The sequence below is a fragment of the Rhizobium sp. BT-226 genome (assembly GCF_025847085.2).
Taxonomy (GTDB): domain Bacteria; phylum Pseudomonadota; class Alphaproteobacteria; order Rhizobiales; family Rhizobiaceae; genus Rhizobium; species Rhizobium sophorae.
Map to the genome: position 1 here is coordinate 1 of NZ_JAOYTI010000004.1, position 20837 is coordinate 20837.

The 20837-nt window shown below is 61.4% G+C and carries 22 protein-coding genes and 1 pseudogene; 14 read left to right on the plus strand and 9 right to left on the minus strand.

Going from position 1 to position 20837, the window contains the following annotated elements; translation table 11 throughout:
• Positions 1 to 374: 374 nt before the first annotated feature.
• The 4 genes from OIU37_RS24580 to OIU37_RS24595 all read left to right on the plus strand — a co-directional run bounded on the left by OIU37_RS24580 (position 375) and on the right by OIU37_RS24595 (position 5781).
• The gene (locus tag OIU37_RS24580) at positions 375 to 1322 is read left to right on the plus strand and encodes an ornithine cyclodeaminase family protein (protein WP_264258911.1); all 948 of its coding nucleotides are present in this window, start codon (positions 375 to 377) and stop codon (positions 1320 to 1322) included.
• Positions 1319 to 3784: an ATP-dependent helicase HrpB gene (gene hrpB / locus OIU37_RS24585; RefSeq protein ID WP_264258912.1), complete on the plus strand. Its 2466-nt coding sequence runs from the start codon at positions 1319 to 1321 to the stop codon at positions 3782 to 3784. The genes OIU37_RS24580 and hrpB overlap by 4 nt, the downstream gene beginning before the upstream one ends.
• Positions 3785 to 3808: 24 nt before the next feature.
• Positions 3809 to 5137, plus strand: coding sequence for an ActS/PrrB/RegB family redox-sensitive histidine kinase (locus tag OIU37_RS24590; protein ID WP_319004759.1), 1329 nt, complete (start codon positions 3809 to 3811; stop codon positions 5135 to 5137).
• Positions 5138 to 5205: 68 nt separating this feature from the next.
• Positions 5206 to 5781, plus strand: a complete 576-nt coding sequence (locus OIU37_RS24595; protein WP_264258913.1) for an ActR/PrrA/RegA family redox response regulator transcription factor — start codon at positions 5206 to 5208, stop codon at positions 5779 to 5781.
• A 21-nt stretch (positions 5782 to 5802) separates the two neighbouring features.
• Here OIU37_RS24595 and OIU37_RS24600 read toward each other — a convergent pair whose 3' ends face one another.
• On the minus strand, positions 5803 to 6297 hold the full coding sequence (locus OIU37_RS24600) for an MmcB family DNA repair protein (RefSeq protein WP_182208691.1): 495 nt from the start codon (positions 6295 to 6297) through the stop codon (positions 5803 to 5805).
• A 179-nt stretch (positions 6298 to 6476) separates the two neighbouring features.
• Between OIU37_RS24600 and OIU37_RS24605 the strand changes: the two genes are divergently transcribed.
• On the plus strand, positions 6477 to 7160 hold the full coding sequence (locus OIU37_RS24605; RefSeq protein WP_129422193.1) for a L,D-transpeptidase: 684 nt from the start codon (positions 6477 to 6479) through the stop codon (positions 7158 to 7160).
• Between the two features lie 69 nt (positions 7161 to 7229).
• Here OIU37_RS24605 and OIU37_RS24610 read toward each other — a convergent pair whose 3' ends face one another.
• The 6 genes and pseudogenes from OIU37_RS24610 to hslV form a co-directional block, all read right to left on the minus strand.
• Positions 7230 to 9401, minus strand: a complete 2172-nt coding sequence (locus OIU37_RS24610) for a malate synthase G (RefSeq protein ID WP_264258914.1) — start codon at positions 9399 to 9401, stop codon at positions 7230 to 7232.
• A gap of 85 nt (positions 9402 to 9486) precedes the next feature.
• Positions 9487 to 10899, minus strand: coding sequence for a cytochrome P450 (locus OIU37_RS24615; protein WP_180696652.1), 1413 nt, complete (start codon positions 10897 to 10899; stop codon positions 9487 to 9489).
• Between the two features lie 48 nt (positions 10900 to 10947).
• Entirely contained in the window at positions 10948 to 11895 is a 948-nt protein-coding gene (locus tag OIU37_RS24620; protein WP_180696651.1) for a DUF1402 family protein, read from the minus strand.
• Between the two features lie 187 nt (positions 11896 to 12082).
• The gene (gene hslU, locus OIU37_RS24625; RefSeq protein WP_011649875.1) at positions 12083 to 13390 is read right to left on the minus strand and encodes an ATP-dependent protease ATPase subunit HslU; all 1308 of its coding nucleotides are present in this window, start codon (positions 13388 to 13390) and stop codon (positions 12083 to 12085) included.
• Positions 13387 to 13482, minus strand: a pseudogene (locus OIU37_RS24630) (GNAT family N-acetyltransferase); the annotation flags it as partial. The gene hslU and the pseudogene OIU37_RS24630, both read right to left, overlap by 4 nt.
• Positions 13483 to 13510: 28 nt before the next feature.
• A complete protein-coding gene (hslV, locus tag OIU37_RS24635) occupies positions 13511 to 14038 on the minus strand; it encodes an ATP-dependent protease subunit HslV (protein ID WP_264258915.1) in 528 nt (175 codons plus the stop codon).
• Between the two features lie 156 nt (positions 14039 to 14194).
• On the opposite strand from hslV, the gene hisB reads away from it, so the two are divergent.
• The 9 genes from hisB to coaA all read left to right on the plus strand — a co-directional run bounded on the left by hisB (position 14195) and on the right by coaA (position 19716).
• Entirely contained in the window at positions 14195 to 14803 is a 609-nt protein-coding gene (gene hisB / locus OIU37_RS24640) for an imidazoleglycerol-phosphate dehydratase HisB (protein ID WP_182208689.1), read from the plus strand.
• Between the two features lie 22 nt (positions 14804 to 14825).
• The gene (locus OIU37_RS24645) at positions 14826 to 15311 is read left to right on the plus strand and encodes a DUF2628 domain-containing protein (RefSeq protein WP_182208688.1); all 486 of its coding nucleotides are present in this window, start codon (positions 14826 to 14828) and stop codon (positions 15309 to 15311) included.
• Positions 15312 to 15313: 2 nt separating this feature from the next.
• Positions 15314 to 15964 carry an imidazole glycerol phosphate synthase subunit HisH gene (hisH, locus tag OIU37_RS24650; RefSeq protein ID WP_171604380.1) on the plus strand — a complete coding sequence of 217 codons (651 nt, stop codon included), beginning with the start codon at positions 15314 to 15316 and terminating at the stop codon, positions 15962 to 15964.
• A 140-nt stretch (positions 15965 to 16104) separates the two neighbouring features.
• Positions 16105 to 16287, plus strand: coding sequence for a hypothetical protein (locus OIU37_RS24655; protein ID WP_029768237.1), 183 nt, complete (start codon positions 16105 to 16107; stop codon positions 16285 to 16287).
• A complete protein-coding gene (locus tag OIU37_RS24660; protein WP_264258916.1) occupies positions 16284 to 16841 on the plus strand; it encodes a hypothetical protein in 558 nt (185 codons plus the stop codon). Before OIU37_RS24655 ends, OIU37_RS24660 begins: the two co-directional genes overlap by 4 nt.
• 6 nt (positions 16842 to 16847) lie before the next feature.
• Entirely contained in the window at positions 16848 to 17594 is a 747-nt protein-coding gene (gene hisA, locus OIU37_RS24665) for a 1-(5-phosphoribosyl)-5-[(5-phosphoribosylamino)methylideneamino]imidazole-4-carboxamide isomerase (RefSeq protein ID WP_171604382.1), read from the plus strand.
• Positions 17595 to 18383 (plus strand): imidazole glycerol phosphate synthase subunit HisF, encoded by a 789-nt coding sequence (hisF, locus tag OIU37_RS24670; RefSeq protein WP_017962660.1) that lies wholly within the window; start codon positions 17595 to 17597, stop codon positions 18381 to 18383. It begins immediately after the preceding gene.
• Positions 18384 to 18400: 17 nt separating this feature from the next.
• Positions 18401 to 18724 carry a phosphoribosyl-ATP diphosphatase gene (locus OIU37_RS24675; protein WP_182208687.1) on the plus strand — a complete coding sequence of 108 codons (324 nt, stop codon included), beginning with the start codon at positions 18401 to 18403 and terminating at the stop codon, positions 18722 to 18724.
• Complete coding sequence (gene coaA / locus OIU37_RS24680) at positions 18721 to 19716, plus strand: type I pantothenate kinase (protein ID WP_182208686.1); 996 nt, start codon at positions 18721 to 18723, stop codon at positions 19714 to 19716. The genes OIU37_RS24675 and coaA overlap by 4 nt, the downstream gene beginning before the upstream one ends.
• 13 nt (positions 19717 to 19729) lie before the next feature.
• Here coaA and OIU37_RS24685 read toward each other — a convergent pair whose 3' ends face one another.
• Complete coding sequence (locus OIU37_RS24685) at positions 19730 to 20341, minus strand: alpha-ketoglutarate-dependent dioxygenase AlkB (protein WP_264258918.1); 612 nt, start codon at positions 20339 to 20341, stop codon at positions 19730 to 19732.
• A 1-nt stretch (position 20342) separates the two neighbouring features.
• Positions 20343 to 20786, minus strand: coding sequence for an alternative ribosome rescue aminoacyl-tRNA hydrolase ArfB (gene arfB, locus OIU37_RS24690; protein WP_025396530.1), 444 nt, complete (start codon positions 20784 to 20786; stop codon positions 20343 to 20345).
• Between the last annotated feature and the right edge of the window lie 51 nt (positions 20787 to 20837).

Below are 20837 nucleotides of genomic sequence, written 5' to 3' on the forward strand. Positions count from 1 at the left end.
AAACCAGCATCCGCCAATCCGCTTGAGTTTCACCAGAACGAAAGACTTCGTCGCCAGCAGCGCCGCCGCCCTCGTTCAGTGAGGGGGCTTATAGAACTAACCCCTGTAGACAGTCAACACACCAAACAAAAGTTTTTTGACATTTTTGTAACAGGTTGAAAATGAAGGGCTTTTGGCGTTCATCTCCAAAAACGAAGAAATTCACCGCCCGAATGGGTGGTTTTTGAGATTCGTTTTCGCCGAATCCCGAAGAACGGCTTCGGCGAGGGAGACAAGACTTATATGGGGCGCCAGGCGCGGAATTCCAGGGTGCTTGCCTATGTCACGCCTCACTCGCTAGTTTGGCGATGAAGAACGATGCGGCGGAGTGAAGAATGCTAGTCCTCGATGAAGAACAGACGCGCGCGGCCCTACCCTGGCCGGATCTGATCGAGGCGATCGCCCGCATGTTCCAGAGCGAATGCGTGATGCCGGTGCGCCATCACCATGGAATGGAGGTGCCGGATGAAGAGAGCGCCACATTGCTCCTGATGCCCGCCTGGGTTCCCGGACGCTATGCCGGGGTAAAGACGGTCTCGGTCTTTCCAGGCAATGTGCGACGCGGCCTGCCGGCAATCTTCGGAACCTATCTTCTTTCCTCCGGCGCTACCGGCGAGATGCTTGCCGCAATCGACGGCGGCGAGTTGACCGCGCGGCGGACGGCAGCAGCATCGGCGCTGGCGGCCCGTCATCTCGCCCGCCCCGACGCGGAAGAGTTGCTCGTCTGCGGAACCGGTCGGCTGTCGCTCAATCTGATGCTGGCCCATGGCACGACCCGGCCGATCAAGAGGTACCGGGTCTGGGGCCGCAACGGGCAAGCGGCGGAAAAGATCGCAGCCGAAGCCCGGGCGCTCGGACTGAATGCCGAGGCGGTCGCGGATGCTGAAATCGCAGCGCGGACAGCCGATATCATTTCCTGCGCCACGCTTTCCAGCGCGCCGCTGATATCAGGTGAATGGCTGAAGCCCGGCGCGCATCTCGATCTCGTCGGCGCCTTCAAGCCGAGCATGCGCGAAAGCGACGACGAGGCCATCCGTCGTGCTTCGGTCTATGTCGATACCCGCGCCGGCGCCATCAGCGAGGCGGGCGATATCGTTCAGCCGCTGAAAAGCGGCGTGCTGAAGGAAGGTGACATCAGGGCTGAGCTTGCGGAACTCGTCAGCGGCGCCCATGGCGGACGAAGCCATGACGCAGAAATCACGCTGTTCAAGTCGGTGGGTGCGGCGTTGGAGGATCTCGCCGGCGCCATTCTTGCCTATGAGACAGTGATGGGCCGAAAGTGACAATCAGTGCATCCTTGCCGGAACTTCCGGTTTCACATGTCCTGCCGGCCGTCGCTGCTGCGCTGGAAAAGCAAAAACGCGCCGTTCTTTCCGCCCCGCCCGGCGCCGGCAAGACGACGCTGGTGCCGCTTTACCTGCTTGGCCAGGCATGGCGCGGCGACGGCAAGATCATCCTGCTGGAGCCACGGCGGCTGGCGGCGCGGGCAGCGGCAAGCCGGATGGCATCGCTCATCGGCGAACAGGTCGGCGAGACGGTCGGCTACCGCATGCGCCTCGACAACAGGATATCGGCAGCGACACGAATCGAGGTGGTGACCGAAGGGGTTTTTGCCCGGATGATCCTCGACGATCCGGAACTGACCGGTGTCTCGGTGGTGATCTTCGACGAGTTCCACGAGCGTTCGCTGGACGCAGACTTCGGACTCGCTCTGGCGCTCGACGTCCAGTCGGCTCTACGCGACGATCTGCGTATCCTCGTCATGTCGGCGACCCTCGACATCGAACGCGTGGCCGCCCTGCTCGACCATCCGCCTGTTATCGAAAGCCTGGGGCGCAGCTTTCCGATCGATATCCGTTACCGGGATCGGCCGGGCGGCGAACGTATCGAGGATGCGGTGACGTGGGCGATACTCGATGCCCATGCCAATGAGCCCGGCTCGATCCTCGCCTTCCTGCCCGGTCAGGCGGAAATTACCCGGACCGTCCAACGCCTGCAGGGACGATTCGGAGCCGAAACGCTGATTGCGCCGCTTTACGGCAATCTCAGCCAGAAGGAGCAGGATGCGGCGATCCGACCGGCATCCAAAGGGACGCGCAAGATCGTGCTTGCGACATCGATCGCCGAAACGTCGATCACCATCGACGGCGTCAGGATCGTGATCGACAGCGGGCTGCAGCGTCTTCCGGTGTTCGAGGCGTCGACCGGTATCACGCGGCTGGAAACGGTGCGCGTGTCGCGGGCTTCCGCCGATCAGCGGGCCGGCCGTGCCGGGCGAACGGAACCGGGCATCGCCGTCAGGCTGTGGCACCAGGGACAGACGGCGGCATTGCCTGCCTTCGCCCCGCCACAGATCCTTTCCAGCGATCTCTCGGGGCTGGTGCTCGACCTCGCACATTGGGGCGTTCAAGATCCGGCATCCCTTGCCTTCGTCGATCAGCCGCCGGAAACGACGCTGAGGGAAGCGCGCGCGCTGCTTGGCCAACTCGGCGCCCTAAACAAGGACGGAGCGCTGACGGCGCGCGGCAAGGTGATGCGCGATCTCGCTTTGCCGCCGCGGCTTGCCGCCATGGTCGTCTCGGCGGGAGAAGCGGGACACGCCCGGGATGCGGCGATGATCGCCGTGCTTCTCACCGAACAGGGGCTCGGCGGAACGTGTGTCGATATCGAGGAGCGGCTGCGACGCTTCAAGGCCGAACGGAGCGAAAGAGCAGAGGCCTCGCGGCGGCTGGCTGGACGGCTGGCGAGCGGCCTCGACAGGGTTGCCTCAACGGCGCCGGCGCTTGCCGGCCAGTTGCTGCTGCATGCGTTCCCGGATCGAATCGCGCTTCAGCGCGGCGGGCGCGGCCGGTTCGTGATGGCGAACGGGCGCGGAGCGGAGCTGCCGGAAACCGAGAGGCTGGCCGGCAGCCAGATGCTGGTGATTGCCGACCTGACCGGACGGGCGGCGCAGGCGCGGGTTCTGGCGGCAGCCGAGGTGACACGCGGCGACATCGAAGCCGAGTTACCCGGGGAGATCAAAACCGGCGACCAGATATTCTTCGACCGCCAGAGTCGGCAAATCCGGGCGCGGCGGGCAACCCGACTTGGCGCCATCGTCTTCGAAGAGACGCCCTTGCCGCGCCCGTCCGGGGCAGCGGTCACGCAGGCGCTGGTAGAGGGGGTGCGCGAACTGGGGCTCGATCAGCTTGCCTTCTCCAAGGAGGCCGTGCAATTGCGCGAGCGGATCGGATTCCTTCATCGGACGATCGGCGAGCCTTGGCCCGATGTCAGCGATGATGCCCTGCTTTCCCGGCTCGACGACTGGTTCGCACCCTTCCAGACGGAGGCCCGCGGCCTTTCGGAGATTTCCGCCGCCGGGCTTTCGACCGGACTGATGTCGCTGGTACCACACGAATTGCAACGCGACCTTAGCCGGCTTGCACCGACGCATTTCGAGGCGCCGACCGGCCAAAGACATCCGATCCAATATGAGGGCGAGGAACCGGTTCTGACGATCCGCGTGCAGGAGCTGTTTGGACTGAAGCAGCATCCGGCCATTGCCGGTGGCCGCCTGCCGCTGCTGCTCGAGCTCACCTCGCCGGCGCACCGGCCGATCCAGACGACACGCGACCTGCCGGGCTTCTGGGCCGGCTCTTGGAAGGATGTGCGTGCCGATATGCGCGGGCGCTATCCCCGGCATCCCTGGCCGGAGCGGCCGGAGGATGCGTTGCCGACGACACGGGCAAAACCGCGTGGTACATGAGGCCATTCAAGGAGCCCTCGGCACATGATCGACAAGCCTGGCATGATCGACAAGACGGAAGGCTATACGCTGGAAGACCGGCATAACAGCCGCAGGCTGCGCCTGCAGACGCTGGTGCGGCTGCGCTGGCTTGCCTTCGGCGGACAGGCGCTGACGGTTTTCATCGTTGCCTTCTGGCTGAAATTTCCCTTACCGCTGGTTGCCAGTTCTTCGCTGATCGCCGCCCTTGCCTGGGTGAATTTCTACCTGACGATCCGTTATCCGCCGACCCATCGGCTGGAACCGCCGGCCGCCTTCGCCCTGCTCGGCTTCGACCTTTTGCAGCTCTGCGCGCTGCTCTTCATCACCGGCGGCCTTGCCAATCCCTTCGCAGCGCTCGTCTGCGTGCCGGTCATCATCTCCTTTGCCTCGCAGCCGATTCGCTACAGCACCGCGCTGATCGGCGTTGCGATGGTCTGCATCACGGTGCTTGCCTTTTCGCCCTTTCCGCTGCCCTGGTTCGACGGCGTCGAGATCAACGTGCACAACGTCATGCAGTTCGGTGTCTGGTGCTCGATCGCCTCAACCATGGCATTCGCCGCTTTCTATGCCTATCGGGTCTCGATGGAAGCGAGCCAGCTTGCCGATGCGCTGGCTGCGACCGAACTCGTGCTGCAACGGGAAAAGCATCTGTCGCAGCTTGACGGGCTGGCGGCGGCGGCCGCCCATGAACTCGGCACGCCGCTGGCGACGATCAGCGTCGTCGCCAAGGAAATGGAGCGCGAACTCAAGGACGACGACCGTTTCCGCGAGGACGTGATGCTGCTGCGCAGCCAGAGCGAACGCTGTCGCGATATCCTGCGGCGGCTGACGACGCTTTCCTCCGAAGGCGAGGCACATATGCGCCGGCTGCCGCTTTCCTCGATGATCGAGGAGATCGTCGCCCCGCACCGGGAATTCGGCATCGCTCTCGAGCTCATCGAAAAGAGCCCGCGCAAGGGTGAGCCTGTCACCGACCGCAATGCCGGCATCATGTACGGGCTCGGCAACCTGATCGAAAATGCCGTCGATTATGCGCGGGAGAAAGTGACCGTCACTGTCGAGCACGATCACGACAAAGTGCTGATCGTTATCGAGGACGACGGTAACGGTTATGCGCCTGATATTCTGACGCGGATCGGCGAACCCTATGTGACGAAGCGACAGAAAGAGGATACGGCGGGTGGCCTCGGGCTCGGGCTTTTCATTGCCAAGACGCTGCTGGAGCGCTCCGGCGCATCGCTGGTTTTCGAGAACCGCGATCCGGAAAGTGCGGGCGCGCGTATCCGGATCGAATGGCCGCGCATGCTGATCGACGCAAATTCGACAAAATAACTTTGTCGGCATAAACAGGATATAAGCGGTTGACCCAGATCGGACGTTCAACCGTCGGGACCGAGACGATGACAGAACAGAATCATGACAATTTCGCCGCGTCGGAGGACCATATCGGTCCCGACGCCAGCCTGCTGATCGTCGACGACGACGGGCCGTTCCTGCGCCGCCTGGCGCGGGCGATGGAGATACGCGGATTCCAGGTGGAGACGGCCGAATCAGTGGCGGAGGGCGTTGCGAAATCGAAAGGCCGGCCGCCGAAATATGCGGTGGTCGACCTTCGGCTCGGCGACGGCAATGGGCTCGACGTCATCGAGGCGATCCGCCAGCGACGCGACGACACCAGGATCATCGTGCTGACCGGCTATGGCAATATCGCAACGGCGGTGACGGCCGTGAAGCTCGGCGCTGTCGATTATCTGGCAAAGCCTGCGGATGCCGACGACGTGTTTTCGGCGCTGACGCAGCGGCCGGGCGAAAAGGCCGAGCTTCCCGAAAATCCAATGTCGGCCGACCGGGTGCGCTGGGAACACATCCAGCGGGTCTATGAAATGTGCGAGCGCAATGTTTCCGAAACGGCGCGCCGGCTCAACATGCACCGGCGGACGCTGCAGCGTATCCTTGCCAAACGCGCGCCGAAATAGACGAACACCTCGCGCTTATAATTAGACGTCGTCCACAGTGAACGGTTTTCCGTTCGCCCATTCGGCCATCATCAGCCTTTGTGCGGCGGCACGCGAGAAGTTGAGCGTGACGGATTTGCGCGTGGCGGGCGCCATGCGGTGTTCCGGCGCCTCGCGAATCATATGGGCGCCGTAACCATCCGACAGGAACAGTCCGCATTCTTCGGGAAAGATCTCCAGCGGCACATCCTTATGAGTCGCAAAGAACAAGCGGTCGCAATGCAGCCTGTATTCCGGCCATTTGCGATCCACCCTGAAATCCTCGATCGATGTCTTGATTTCGATGATCCAGACCTCGCCCTTGTCCGAAAGCGTGATCAGATCGGCCCGGCGGCCGCTTGCCAAAGGCAGTTCGGGCAGCACGGCGTGGCGCATTTCATGCAGCAATATCTGCGCTCCCCGCCGCACCATCATGGCCCTGTCCGATTGCCGGCCATCGATTAACGGATTGTTATTGTAAACGCTCAAAATCGTCATGGATAACCACCGCAGGGGCTGGCGTGTTGTTGCAAAAAAACCATGCGCTTCTAATTTGCGCGGCAGACGGATTTGTCGCGCTGCAGTAGCCTTGCAAAGCGCAAGTTAATCGAAAATAAACCATAATCAACGATGGTCGAGAGACCGTTCTCCTTGCCCCAAAACTTCAAGAGTCTTCCATGCGCATCCGCAATGCATTCCCTGTATTTGGCCTGCTGACGACGCTCGCTCTGGCCGGTTGCTCGACGACCTCAGACAGCGCGTCCGTCGACGATAAGGGCGCGGGCCCGACGGTACAGACGGCCCAGATCTTCGATGACGCCTACGGCGTGACGAAGGATGCCGGATACTCGCTGCCGGCGATCCCGATCAGCCGCGTCAAGCCGCAGTTCCGCCGCCAGGTCGTCAGCTACCAGACCACAGAGCGTCCCGGAACGATCATCGTCAACACGCGCGAGCGCTTCCTCTACTACATCCTGGCCAACGGCAAGGCCATGCGCTACGGCATCGGCGTCGGCAAGCAGGGCTTCGCATGGGCCGGCACCGCCTACGTCGCCTGGAAGCAGGAATGGCCGAACTGGCACCCGCCGAAGGAAATGGCCGTCCGCCGGCCTGATCTCGCCAAGTACGTCGAAGACGGCATGGGCCCGGGCCTCAGCAATCCGCTCGGCGCACGCGCCATGTATCTCTTCAACGAGGACGGCAAGGACACGCTCTTCCGCCTGCACGGCACGCCGGAATGGGCTTCGATCGGCACCGCCGCTTCCTCGGGCTGCATTCGCCTGATGAACCAGGATGTCATCGATCTGTACAGCCGCGTCCGCCCGGGCAAGGGCACGTCCAAGGTCGTCGTCATTCAGTAAGCTAATTATCGAATTCGGTATAAAAAAGGCCGCCGAACTATCGTTCCGGCGGCCTTTTCGTATTCTCCGTCAGGCAGTCTGCATCGCCTTGAGTTCGAGGCGGCGGCGGTGAAGCACCGGCTCGGTGTAGCCGTTCGGCTGCTCCCTGCCCTTCAGGACGAGATCGAGGGCGGCCTGGAAGGCGATCGAATCGTCGAAATTGCCGGCCATCGGCCGGTAGGCCGGATCCGATTCGTTCTGCCGGTCGACGACGGCGGCCATGCGTTTCATCGTCTCGACGATCTGAGCTTCGGTGACGACCTTGTGATGCAACCAGTTCGCCATATGCTGGGCCGAGATGCGCAACGTCGCGCGATCCTCCATCAGACCGACATTGTTGATGTCGGGCACTTTCGAGCAGCCGACGCCCTGATCGACCCAGCGCACGACGTAACCGAGGATGCCCTGAGCATTGTTGTCGAGTTCGCGCTGGATTTCCTCCGGCGTCCAGTTCGGCCGCACCGCGACCGGCACGGAGAGAATATCGGAAAGCTTGGCGCGGGCGCGATCCTTCAGCCCCAGCTGAACACGGGAGACATTGACCCGGTGGTAATGGGTGGCATGCAAGGTCGCCGCCGTCGGCGACGGCACCCAGGCGGTGTTGGCGCCGGCCTTCGGGTGGGCGATCTTCTGTTCGAGCATCGCCGCCATCAGATCCGGCATCGCCCACATGCCCTTGCCGATCTGGGCGTGGCCGGCAAGGCCGCATTCGAGGCCGATGTCGACGTTCCAGTTCTCATAGGCGGAAATCCAGGTCGCCTGGCGCATGTCGCCCTTGCGAATCATCGGGCCGGCTTCCATCGAAGTGTGGATCTCGTCGCCGGTGCGATCGAGGAAGCCTGTATTGATGAAGACGACGCGCTCGCGAGCGGCACGGATGCATTCCTTGAGGTTGACGGTCGTGCGGCGCTCCTCATCCATGATGCCCATCTTGATGGTATTGCGCGGTAGGCCAAGCGCATCTTCGACCCGCGAGAAGATCTCGACGGCGAAGGCGACCTCTTCCGGCCCATGCATCTTCGGCTTGACCACATACATGGAGCCCGTGCGGGAATTCTTCCGCCGGCCGGAGGGGCCGATATCATAAAGCGCGATCAGGCTGGTGATCGCAGCATCCATGATGCCCTCGGGCACCTCGTTGCCGTCGCGGTCGAGGATCGCCGGATTGGTCATGAGGTGGCCGACATTGCGCACCAGCATCAGCGAGCGGCGATGCAGCTCGAAGGAGCTACCGTCCGGACCGGCATATTGCAGATCCGGGTTGAGCTTGCGAATGAAGCTCGTTCCGCCCTTTGCCACCTCTTCCTGCAGGTCGCCCTTCATCAGGCCGAGCCAGTTGCGATAGACAGTGACCTTGTCCTCGGCATCGACGGCGGCAATCGAATCCTCGCAGTCCATGATGGTCGTGATTGCCGATTCCAGCCAGACATCGGAAATATCAGCCGGATCGGCTTTTCCGATCGTCGTCGCCGCATCGATGACGATTTCGATGTGAATACCGTTGTTCTTCAGGAGAATATGCGTGGGGGCGGCGGCGGCACCGCGATAGCCGGCAAAATGACCGACGTCCGTCAGCATTGCCTGCTCGCCATCGATCGATCTGACGACCAGCACTCCATCCTTGACGGCGAAGCTTCCGACGTCCTTCCAGCGGCAGTCCTGCAGCGGCGCTGACGTATCGAGGAAATCGCGCACCCAGGCGATGACCTTCTCGCCGCGCTTCGGATTGTAGCCCTTGCCCTTCTCGGCGCCGTCGCTCTCGGGAATGGCGTCCGTGCCGTAGAGCGCATCATAAAGCGAACCCCAGCGGGCATTTGCGGCGTTCAAGGCATAACGGGCGTTCATGACGGGAACGACGAGCTGCGGGCCGGCGATCGAGGCGATCTCCGGGTCGACATTTTCGGTCGAAACCTGGAAGTCCGATCCCTCAGGCAGGAGATAGCCGATTTCACGGAGGAAGGACTGGTATTCGTCCATATCCGCCGGGGCGCCATGTCGGCGATACCAGTCGTCGATCTTGACCTGCAGCTCATCGCGTTTTGCCAGCAGCCCACGATTCTTCGGGGCGAGATCGTGGATGATCGCCGAAAAGTCCGCGAAGAACTTGTCCGCATCGACCGCCAGACCCGGCAGCACCTCCTTGACGAGGAAATCATTAAGGACGGTTTCGATGGCAAGACCGTTCTTATCAACGCGGCTCATGCGGCATTCTCCCTGGCAACGACTTTGAATGCTGCCACTTTGCCCGGCTTTCATTCACAGTCAATTCTGCAATAATTCGAAAGATTTATGCTTTCGTGGAAATTATGCGCGGCGTCACGCGCATCGGCAGCCCGTTTTGCGGCTGCGTCGTCAGCTTCTGCACCGGCCAGGGATTGGTCTGATCGGTGGAATCGAAACGATAGCGGTGCATCAGGACGGCAAGGGCAATTACCGCCTCCTGAAGCGCAAAGGTTGCACCGATGCAGACACGCGGACCGGCGCCGAAAGGCAGGAACTGGAAGCGGCCGATAGAGCCGCGATTTTCCGGCAGGAAGCGTTCGGGCATGTAGGCACGCGGCCTGTCCCAGTGAAGTTCGTGGCGGTGCAGCGTCCAGGGCATGATCAGCACCGTGACGCCGGCTTCGATCGCGACCCGCTCGCCCTTAGTGCTTGTCCAGGAATCATCCGATATGGCGGCGCGATTGATCGATGGCGCCGGCGGATAGAGGCGCAAAGCCTCCTCGAAGGCGGCGCGTGTCTGCGGCATCATATCCAGCCATTCCACAGGTTCGGCCCCGGTGGCGAGCACCGCGTCGATTTCTTCTTCCATCGCCTCGCGGATATGCGGGCTGTTGCATACGCAATACAGCGTCCAGGCCAATGCCCGGGCTGTGGTCTCATGCCCCGCGCCGATGAAGGTCAGAATATTGTCTTCGATTTCTTCCTTGGTCAGTCCCTCAGGGCCGGCCTGCTCCAGGAGCAGGGTCAGGAAATCCTGAGGCGCGCTGCTGCGATTCGCCTTCATCTTTGCGAGCCGCATATCCATGGTATTGCGCACGATGGCGCGGAATTTCTCCAGCACTTTCTGACCGCCGATGCGTGTCACACGTGGAACCCAGGACGGGGCGCGCATCAGATCCATCGGATCGACGCGGCCCATGCGATGCAGGAGTTCATTGACATCGTCGGCGAAATGGCCGCTCGAGGTGACGATTTCGCCGGAGAACAATGTGTCAGCGAGAATCGCGAAGGTCAGCTCGGTCATATCGGTGCTGATATCGAAAATTGCGCCTGCCTCGCCTGCGCTCTCATATTTGCAGACATAGTCTTCGGACTGGCGCAGCATCTGCCCGGCGAAGCCTTGGGCATGGCGGGGCGTGAAAACCGGCGCCACCGCCTTGCGCGATCTCTTCCAGACAGGACCTTCGGCGGTCAGAAGGCCGTCGCGGAGGATCGGACGCAGGACGAGCTGGCGCACATCCGACATGCGGTAATTATTTGCATTGTCGACCAGCACGTGCTTGATCAGGCCGGGATCATTGACGATCAGCGTCCTCTGGCCGAAGAAATTGGTGCGGATCCAGGGCAGCGTGTAGGACGGCTCGCCCCAGAGTTCGAGCGGATTGCGCAGGATGATGCGAATGATTTCCAGCCGGCTCGGCGGCACGGTACGCGGCAGCGGTGCTGGCGGGACGAAGGGGTCCGGACGCATGTCCATCGTAAAAGCCTTTCGGGGAAGATCTAGGCCTTCCCGGCAAGCTTGAAGCTAGAGCAGGCCCTTGAGTTCGTCCAGCTTGTCGTTGATCAGCCAGCCGTAATAATTCTCTTCCGGCCAGACCGTCGTACCGGCGCCGCGGTTCTTCGCAGCAAGGGCTGCGGCGCGCTGGCGCGAATTGCCGACATTATAAAGCGTTGCCGTCAGGCCGGGATTGCCCGAGATATCCATGCCGGCGATCTCCTTGTAATCGTCGATCGACCTGCGGATCGAGGCCGCGACGAAGGCGAGCGAGATATCGGGATCCATGATGGCCCTGTAGACGGCGCCGGCATTCTTCTCGTTCAGCTTCGGATAGCCGGACACGCGGGTGACGAGATCGGAGAGCATCAGCGCCGTCAGCGGATTGACCTGGCCGAGGCCGAAGGTCTGGCCGGCATAGAAGGGCTGGAAGAAGACTGCGCTGAAACGGTTGTTGGGGAAGCTCGTACCACCCACCGTCTTGCCGCGGAAATCGGTTTCCCAGACATCTTCGCGGCAGGACCAGAGCGTGTAGGAATCACTCTTGCCCTTGCATTCGGCAAATTGCGGCCGCGCCACGAAATCGTCGACGTTTTCGCCGTCATAGGCGAAGCGGAAGCTTTCCCCGGCATAGGAAGCGGCCTTGACATAATAGGCCTGCAGTCGGTCGTAGGCATCGACATTATAGGTATGTTCGCCGACAATCGCGCCGACGACGTGGATGGGATTGATGCCGTAAGCGCTGGAGACCTTGCGGATCTTGCCCATCAACTCGCGATCGGTCGCTAGAAGCTCATGGACCTTTTCGTATTTCAGATCGAAGCTGCTCTTGGTGCCCTTGGTGCGCCTAATGGAAGCGCCCGGAATATCGGGCTGCTCGGCATGACGATTGCCGGCCGGCACCGTCTGCATGGCGAAGGCAGGCGCCGAATTCACGAGGGCAACGGCAATCATAAGGCTTGTCAAAAGGCGTCGCACGATCCGTTATCCCGTCCATTCCATCGTCCTGTTTGTGATGCGGCTGCCTGGACCAGAATCTTGGCCGAATAAAGCCGAGCGGAAACAAAACGGGCCTTCACTAGAAAGTAAAAGGCCCGTTGTCGAGAGTCGCGTTCGTCACAATCCGTCATTCATGCCGGGAAAGACATGAAGCGGTGCGCCGATATCACAGAATGAAGCGCGAGAGATCGGTATTCTGTGCGAGATCGCCGACATGTTCGCGCACATAAGCGGCATCGATCGTCACGGCCGTCCCGCCCCGATCCGGCGCGTTGTAGGAAATATCGTCCAGCACCCGCTCCATCACCGTCTGCAGACGGCGTGCGCCGATATTCTCGACGGAGGAGTTCAGATGCACGGCGACATCGGCAAGCGCGTCGATTGCGTCGTCGGTGAATTCGAGGCTCAGGCTCTCGGTTTCCATCAGCGCGCGGTACTGGCGGATGAGGCTTGCTTCCGTCTCGGTCAGGATCCGGCGGAAATCATCCTTGTTCAGCGGACGCAATTCGACACGGATCGGCAGGCGGCCCTGCAATTCCGGCAGCAGATCCGAAGGCTTGGAGACATGGAAGGCGCCGGAGGCGATGAACAGGATATGGTCGGTCTTCACAGGCCCGTATTTGGTCGAGACCGTCGTGCCTTCGACGAGCGGCAAGAGGTCGCGCTGCACGCCTTCGCGCGAAACGCCGGCGCCCATGCCGCCGTCACGGGCGGCGATCTTGTCGATTTCGTCAAGGAAGACGATACCGTCATTCTCGGTGGAGCGAACGGCTTCGCGCTGGATCACCTCATTGTCGATCAGCTTGTCGGATTCGTCGCGGATCAGGTCACTATATGAAGCCTTGACTGTCGTGCGAACCTTCTTGGTGCGGCCGCCCATCGCCTTGCCGAACATTTCCGACAGGTTCAGCACGCCGATATTGGCACCCGGCATGCCGGGAATTTCGAAGCCGCCCATGCCGGAACCGGCATCGGCTACCTCGATATCGATTTCCTTGTCGTCAAGCTCGCCGTCCCTCAGCTTCTTGCGGAAGTTCTCGCGTGTGGCAGGCGATGCTGTCGTGCCGACCAGCGCATCAAGAACACGCTCCTCGGCGCTCACATGCGCCTTGGCTTGCACTTCGGCCCGCTTCTTCTCGCGCACCAGGCCGATGCCGACCTCGACGAGGTCGCGGATGATCTGCTCGACATCGCGGCCGACATAGCCGACTTCGGTGAACTTGGTGGCTTCCACCTTGATGAAGGGCGCGCCGGCGAGTTTTGCCAGGCGGCGGGAGATTTCCGTCTTGCCGACACCGGTCGGGCCGATCATCAGGATGTTCTTCGGCATGACTTCGTCGCGCAGGCTCGGATCGAGCTGCTGGCGGCGCCAGCGGTTGCGTAGCGCGATCGCGACGGCGCGTTTGGCATCATGCTGGCCGATGATATAGCGATCGAGCTCAGAAACGATCTCGCGGGGGGAAAAAGTCGTCATTGCGTGTCATTCTCCTGGCGGCCCAGGGCCATCAGCAGCGCCCGGCCGTAATTATTCGTTGTTTCGCCAAGTCCCTGAAAGCCTGCCTTGGTTAGGCCTAGCGGTCTCAAAGCCTAGGGTTCAGCCTTCGACATCCAGCGATTCCAGCACGATATTGTGGTTCGTGTAGACGCAGATATCGGCGGCGATATCGAGGGCGCGGCGAGCGATCTCTTCAGCCGATTTGTCGGTATCCATGAGCGCGAGGGCGGCAGCGAGGGCAAAATTGCCGCCCGAACCGATCGCCGTCGTGCCGTGTTCAGGCTCCAGGACGTCGCCGTTGCCGGTGATCGCCAGCGTAATCGACTTGTCGGCGACGAGCATCATGGCTTCGAGATTACGCAGGTATTTGTCGGTGCGCCAGTCCTTGGCGAGTTCGACGGCGGCGCGCATCAATTGACCGGGATATTGCTCAAGCTTCTTTTCAAGCCGTTCGAGCAGGGTAAAGGCATCGGCGGTGGCGCCGGCGAAACCGGCGACGACTTCGCCCTTGCCGATGCGGCGCACCTTGCGGGCATTGCCCTTCATGACGGTCTGGCCGAGGCTCACCTGGCCATCGCCCGCCATCACCACCTTACCGCCTTTTCGAACTGTAATGATTGTTGTCATAAAACACCTGTCTGCCGGGCCGCATGCCGGCCCTGTTGAGCCCTATGTAAGTGGACTGGCGCCGATTGCAAATGGGCCGGCTTTTCTCTTGCCCGGCTTCTGGATATTTCCCGACGCGCCTGATAAGGAACGGCCTTATTCCCGATGGAGGGCCATATGGCCGAGACCGCAGCAAGCCGCACGGGCAGCGTTTCCCGCAAGACCAACGAAACCTCGATTTCCATTTCCGTCAATCTCGACGGCACCGGCAAATCGACGATTTCTACGGGCGTCGGCTTCTTCGACCATATGCTCGACCAGCTTTCGAGACATTCCCTCATCGACATGGAGATCGATGCCAAGGGCGACCTGCATATCGACGATCATCATACGGTCGAAGATACCGGCATCGCCATCGGCCAAGCGATATCCAAGGCGCTTGGCGACCGGCGGGGCATCACCCGCTATGCGTCGATCGATCTCGCCATGGACGAGACGATGACCAAGGCTGCGGTCGATCTTTCCGGCCGGCCGTTCCTCGTCTGGAATGTCGCCTTCAGCGCGCCGAAGATCGGCACTTTCGACACCGAGCTCGTTCGCGAATTCTTCCACGCACTCGCCCAGAATGCCGGCATCACCTTGCATATTCTCAACCATTATGGCGCCAACAATCACCATATTGCCGAGACATGCTTCAAGGCCGTTGCCCGCGCGTTGCGCACGGCGACAGAGATCGATCCGAGACAGGCAGGCCGTGTTCCCTCGACCAAAGGCACGCTCGTCTGAGCCCTTCGAGGGAGCAGCGGCAATGACATCCAGCTATATCTTCCTGACACCGCCCGGCAGCACGAGCGCCGCGGCCGATGAGACGAGAACCATCCGTGACGGCTTCACGCTGCTCGGCTTCCTGTTTCCATGGGTTTGGTTGCTGGCGCATCGGCTTTGGCTGCATGCGGCCGCGGCCTTTCTGCTGCAGGGGATTGGTGGTGCGCTGATGGATGAACCCGGCCTCGGGCCAGCGGGAGCGGCAATCCTGCTGGGCGTGAATATGCTGGTCGGTCTCGAGGGCCAGAATTTCCGTGTCCGCAACCTTGCTGCCAAGGGCTGGAACGAAGACGCATTCATTGCAGCCGATACGATCGGGATTGCCGAGCAGGTCTATTTTTCGGACAGGGCGGCTATCGCAGCTAGTGACGCCGCCGCAGCACCGGACTGGCAGAACAAGGCCCGTCCGAACAGCCCCCACGGCCATGCAACATCGCTTGGTCTCTTTGGTTTTGATGGAGGACGCTGACGATGCGCGTCGCGATTATCGACTATGGCTCCGGTAACCTGCGCTCGGCGACAAAGGCTTTCGAGCGTGCCGCCCACGAAGCCGGCATGGATGCCCATATCGATCTCACCGACAGGGCGGAGGATGTTGCCGCGGCCGATCGTATCGTGCTTCCTGGTGTCGGCGCCTATGCCGACTGCCGGCGCGGCCTCGATGCCGTGCCTGACATGGCCGAGGTGCTGATCGAAGCTGTCGAGAAAAAGGCGCGGCCGTTCCTCGGCATCTGCGTCGGCATGCAGCTCATGTCCTCGCGCGGCCTCGAGAAGACCGTGACGCACGGTTTTGGCTGGATTCCCGGTAACGTCATCGAGATGACGCCGGATGATCCGGCACTCAAGATCCCGCAGATCGGCTGGAACACGCTCGATCTGAAGCGCGAACATCCGCTCTTCGAAGGAATTCCGACGGGGTCACAGGGACTGCACGCCTATTTCGTGCATTCCTACCATCTTGCCGCCGAAAACGCCGAGGATGTTATTGCGACGGCCGACTATGGCGGTCCGATGACCGCTTTCGTCGGGCGCGACAACATGGTCGGAGCACAGTTTCACCCGGAAAAGAGCCAGAAGCTTGGCCTGGCCCTGATCGCCAATTTTCTGCGCTGGAACCCGTAGAGCCTGGAACGCGTCAAGCATTGTTCACGCAATTCCGAAGCAAACGGCTACACGCTTTTGCTGGAATTGCTCCAAGGGCTGGCTTTTAATACAGCCGCCTTATTTCCCTTGTATGGAAAGGCGGAACAGGAGTGCGTTCGATGCCGGCTTCACGGAAATCAGGCAAGGTGTTCTACACGTTGCGGCCCTCCAGGGAAGGCTTGCCCCCCTTTTCCGATATCAAGCTTCCCGGCGGCACGATCATCCGCCGTGTCGACGAAGCCATTCATAGGAAGGCGCTTTCCAACGCAGCCAAGGCGCTGAAAGAAAGGCTGGACCGATGATCCACGATTCTTTCCCCGCAAATGACGGTTCGATCCGGCGGCAAAACGGGGTCAGCGCCAGCGACATCGCCGAGGCCGTACTGGAATTCTACATCGAAGGTGAGGACGATCTGATCGGCCTGCTCGCCTACGCACTCTACGAGCGGCAAAAGCGCGATTTCGTTCTCAGCCATCGCAAGCGAAATGCCGGCCGTTCGCCCGATGAGGCCGAGCTTGCCGCCGTCAACAGCAATTATCTCTCGACCGACCTGCGCAATACGCTGCGCGACCGCGCCTCGCAGATCCTTTCGAGTTATGCCGAAACCTATGTCGAGGCGATGGAGCCGCAGATCCGGCTGACCGCCGTCAACAGCGATGCGTTGCGCCAGGTACGAAACATCGAGAAATCGATCAAGAGGCGCCTGGGCTTCTGGCGTCAGGTCCGGGCCGGCTTTGCCGTCACCCTGCTCCTCCTTCTACTTTTCGGCGCGGCTACCATTGCCGCTGTCTTTTTCCGATCGGATATCGTAGATGCGTGGAATGCGCTGATGGTACCGATCACTCTACGGACGTAAGACGACATGATCCTTTTTCCCGCGATCGACCTGAAAGGCGGCCAATGCGTCCGCCTGAAGCTCGGCGACATGCAGCAGGCGACAGTCTACAACATCGATCCGGCCGCCCAGGCGAGATCCTTCGAAGATCAGGGTTTCGAATGGCTGCATGTGGTCGATCTCGACGGCGCCTTTGCGGGACATTCGGCAAATGGCGACGCCGTCGAAGCGATCCTGAAGGCAACTGACAATCCCGTGCAGCTCGGCGGCGGCATTCGCACGCTCGATCATATCGAGGCCTGGCTGTCGCGCGGGCTGCGGCGCGTCATTCTCGGCACCGTCGCGGTCAGAAATCCGGCGCTGGTCATCGAGGCTTGCCGGAAATTTCCTGATCATGTCGCCGTCGGCATCGACGCCAAGGGCGGCAAGGTGGCCGTCGAGGGTTGGGCGGAGGCCTCCGAACTCGGTATCATCGAGCTCGCCAGGAAATTCGAGGGCGCCGGCGTTAGCGCGATCATCTATACCGATATCGATCGTGACGGCATCCTGGCCGGCATCAACTGGACCTCGACGCTGGCGCTTGCCGACGCCGTTTCCATTCCCGTCATCGCCTCGGGCGGCCTTGCCTCGCTCGATGATATCAGACGTATGCTGGAGCCCGATGCGCGAAAGCTGGAAGGAGCGATTTCAGGCCGTGCGCTGTATGACGGCCGCATCGATCCCGGGCAAGCGCTGGCGCTGATCAAGGCCAACAGGGCAAAGGAGACTGCGTAAATGACCCTCAAGGCCCGTGTCATTCCCTGCCTCGACGTCAAGGACGGCCGTGTCGTCAAGGGCGTCAACTTCCTCAATCTCGTCGATGCCGGCGATCCCGTCGAAGCCGCGAAGGCCTATGATGCGGCCGGCGCCGACGAACTCTGCTTCCTCGACATCACCGCTTCCTCGGACAATCGCGAGACGATCTTCGATGTCGTGTCGCGCACGGCCGACCAATGCTTCATGCCGCTGACGGTCGGCGGCGGGGTGCGTACCATCGCAGATATCCGCAAGCTGTTGCTGTGCGGCGCCGACAAGGTCTCGATCAATTCGGCAGCCGTCAGCAATCCCGACTTCGTCACGGAGGCAGCCGACAAGTTCGGCGACCAGTGCATCGTTGTTTCGATCGATGCCAAGCGCCGGCGCACGCAGGCAGTCGGCGGCGACAATCTCAGCGCCTGGGAGATCTATACCCATGGTGGCCGCAACGCGACCGGCATAGATGCCGTCGAATTCGCGGAGAAGATGGTGGCGCGCGGCGCCGGCGAGCTCTTGGTCACCTCGATGGACCGCGACGGCACCAAGGTCGGCTACGATCTTGAACTGACGCGGGCGATCGCCGATGCGGTGCGTGTGCCGGTCATCGCGTCCGGCGGTGTCGGCGATCTCGACGATCTCGTCGCCGGGGTGAAGGAGGGCCATGCCAATGCGGTGCTTGCCGCGTCAATCTTCCACTTCGGCACCTATTCCGTCAGCGAGGCGAAGCACTATATGTCGAAGTGCGGCATCGACATGCGTCTCGACTGAACTTTGAAAGCGGACCTATGAGCGGATTTTCCCTTTCCGATCTCGAAAGCATCGTCGCAGAACGATCGAAAGCCTCGCCGGAGCAATCCTGGACAGCCAAGCTCGTGGCCGCCGGCCAGCCGAAAGCGGCAAAGAAACTCGGTGAAGAAGCGATCGAAGCCGTGATGGCGGCGGTGACCGGCAACCGCGACAATCTGACCTATGAGGCGGCCGATGTGCTCTATCACCTTTTGGTCGTATTGAAGATTGCTGAAATACCGTTAGAGAATGTCATGGCCGAACTCGAGCGCAGAACCGCGCAGTCCGGCCTCAAGGAAAAGGCCAGCCGGCAGAGTTCATGAGTATCGCGACTGAGATTATCGGGGTGCCGGAAGCGTTGGATCATTTCCAGTCGGAATCCTATTCGCCCTACCACTTCTTCTCTTCCGAACAATGGGCGAAATTCCGCGCCGACACGCCGTTGACGCTGACGAGCGACGAGGTCAAACGGCTGCGTTCGATGGGCGATCCCATCGATCTCGACGAGGTCCGGCGCATCTATCTGTCGCTGTCGCGGCTGCTCTCGGCACATGTCGAATCCTCGCAGATGCTGTTCGAACAACGCAACCGCTTCCTCAGCCTGTCCGATGTGACGAAGACGCCCTTCGTCATCGGCATCGCCGGCTCGGTCGCTGTGGGCAAATCGACCACCGCCCGTATCCTCAAGGAACTCCTGGGGCGCTGGCCTTCCAGCCCGAAGGTCGATCTCGTCACCACCGACGGCTTCCTCCATCCGAACGCCGTGCTGCAGCGGGAAAAGCTGATGCAGCGCAAAGGCTTTCCGGAAAGTTACGACACGGGTGCGATCCTGCGCTTCCTCTCGGCGATCAAGGCCGGGCGGCCGGATGTGAAGGCGCCCAGCTATTCGCACCTCGTCTACGACGTGCTGCCGGACGAATACAAGATCGTCGACCGGCCCGACATCCTGATCTTCGAGGGCATCAACGTGCTGCAATCGCGCGACCTGCCGGCCGGCGGCAAGATCGTGCCGATGGTCTCCGACTTCTTCGACTTCTCGATCTATATCGATGCCGCCGAAGACGAAATCCACAACTGGTACGTCACGCGCTTCATGCGGCTGCGCGAGACCGCCTTCCGCGATCCGAATTCCTATTTCCATCGCTATGCCTCGATCAGCGACGGGGAAGCGCTCGAAATCGCCGAGGATCTTTGGGCAAACATCAACCTGAAGAACCTGCGGCAGAACATTCTACCGACGCGTCCCCGCGCCGATCTCATCCTGAAAAAGGGCAAGGATCACCTGATCGAGCAGGTCGCGCTGCGAAAACTATAGCAGGCGATTGTCTTCAGGGATTGACGCGGCGCAGCGTCAGATTGATGCGGCCGCCATTCTTCAGCAGCGTCGACGTCGCCGGATGGATGCGGTCGACGCCATGGAAACACAGCCTCCCATCGCCGCCCAGCACGACCAGATCACCGGTCGACAGCTTGAAAGATAGAGTGCGATCATTGCGGCTGAGGCCGCCGACGCGAAAGAGGCAGCTGTTGCCGAGCGAGATCGACACGACCGGGGCTTTGAGATCCTGTTCGTCCCTGTCCTGATGCAAGCCCATGCGCGCTTCGTCGGAGTAAAAATTGACGAGGCAGGCTTCCGGCGGCTTGTCATAACCCGAAACGTCATTCCAGATGTCGAGCAATTGCTGCGGCATATCGGGCCAGGGTCTGCCGGTTGCAGGGTGTGTCGGCTGGTAGCGATAGCCGCGCTCTTTGTCCGTCACCCAGCCGAGCGGTCCGCAATTGGTCATGCGCACGGACATCGGCTTGCCGGTGCCGGGCATGACGGGCACATAAAGCGGTGCTTCGGCGACGATGGTGCGGATCACCTCGACCAATGCCTCCTGACGCGCTCGGTCGAGGTAACCGGGGAGATGGCGGATGCCGCTCAAGAGCTCCGGCATGTCACTCACCACTGCCGCCGCCCGGGCGGCCGCGCATTTTCTTGACTTCCGAGCGGCCGGATTTTTCCTTCAGGCGGCGTTCGACCGAGCCCTTGGTCGGCCTGGTCTTCTTGCGCGGTGGCGGCGGCGGCTTGGCAGCCTCGAGGATCAGTTCCTTCAGCCGGTCGCGCGCATCCTCGCGGTTGCGGTCCTGGCTACGAAACCGGCTCGCCTCGATCATCAGCACGCCCTCCTTCGACAAACGCCGGCCGGCGAGCTTGATCGCATTGGTTTTGACTCGATCATTGAGGGACGGCGAATTCGCGATGTTGAAGAACAGCTGGACCGCGGTCGAGACCTTGTTGACATTCTGCCCGCCGGGACCGCCCGCCAGAACGAACTGTTCCGTCAGCTCCCATCCGGCGATGGTGATCCTGTCATCGATATAAAGCGCGTCGCTGGCCATGCGGCGTTCTATCTCACATCGGCGGCGAATTGAAAATATCGGCTGAGACAT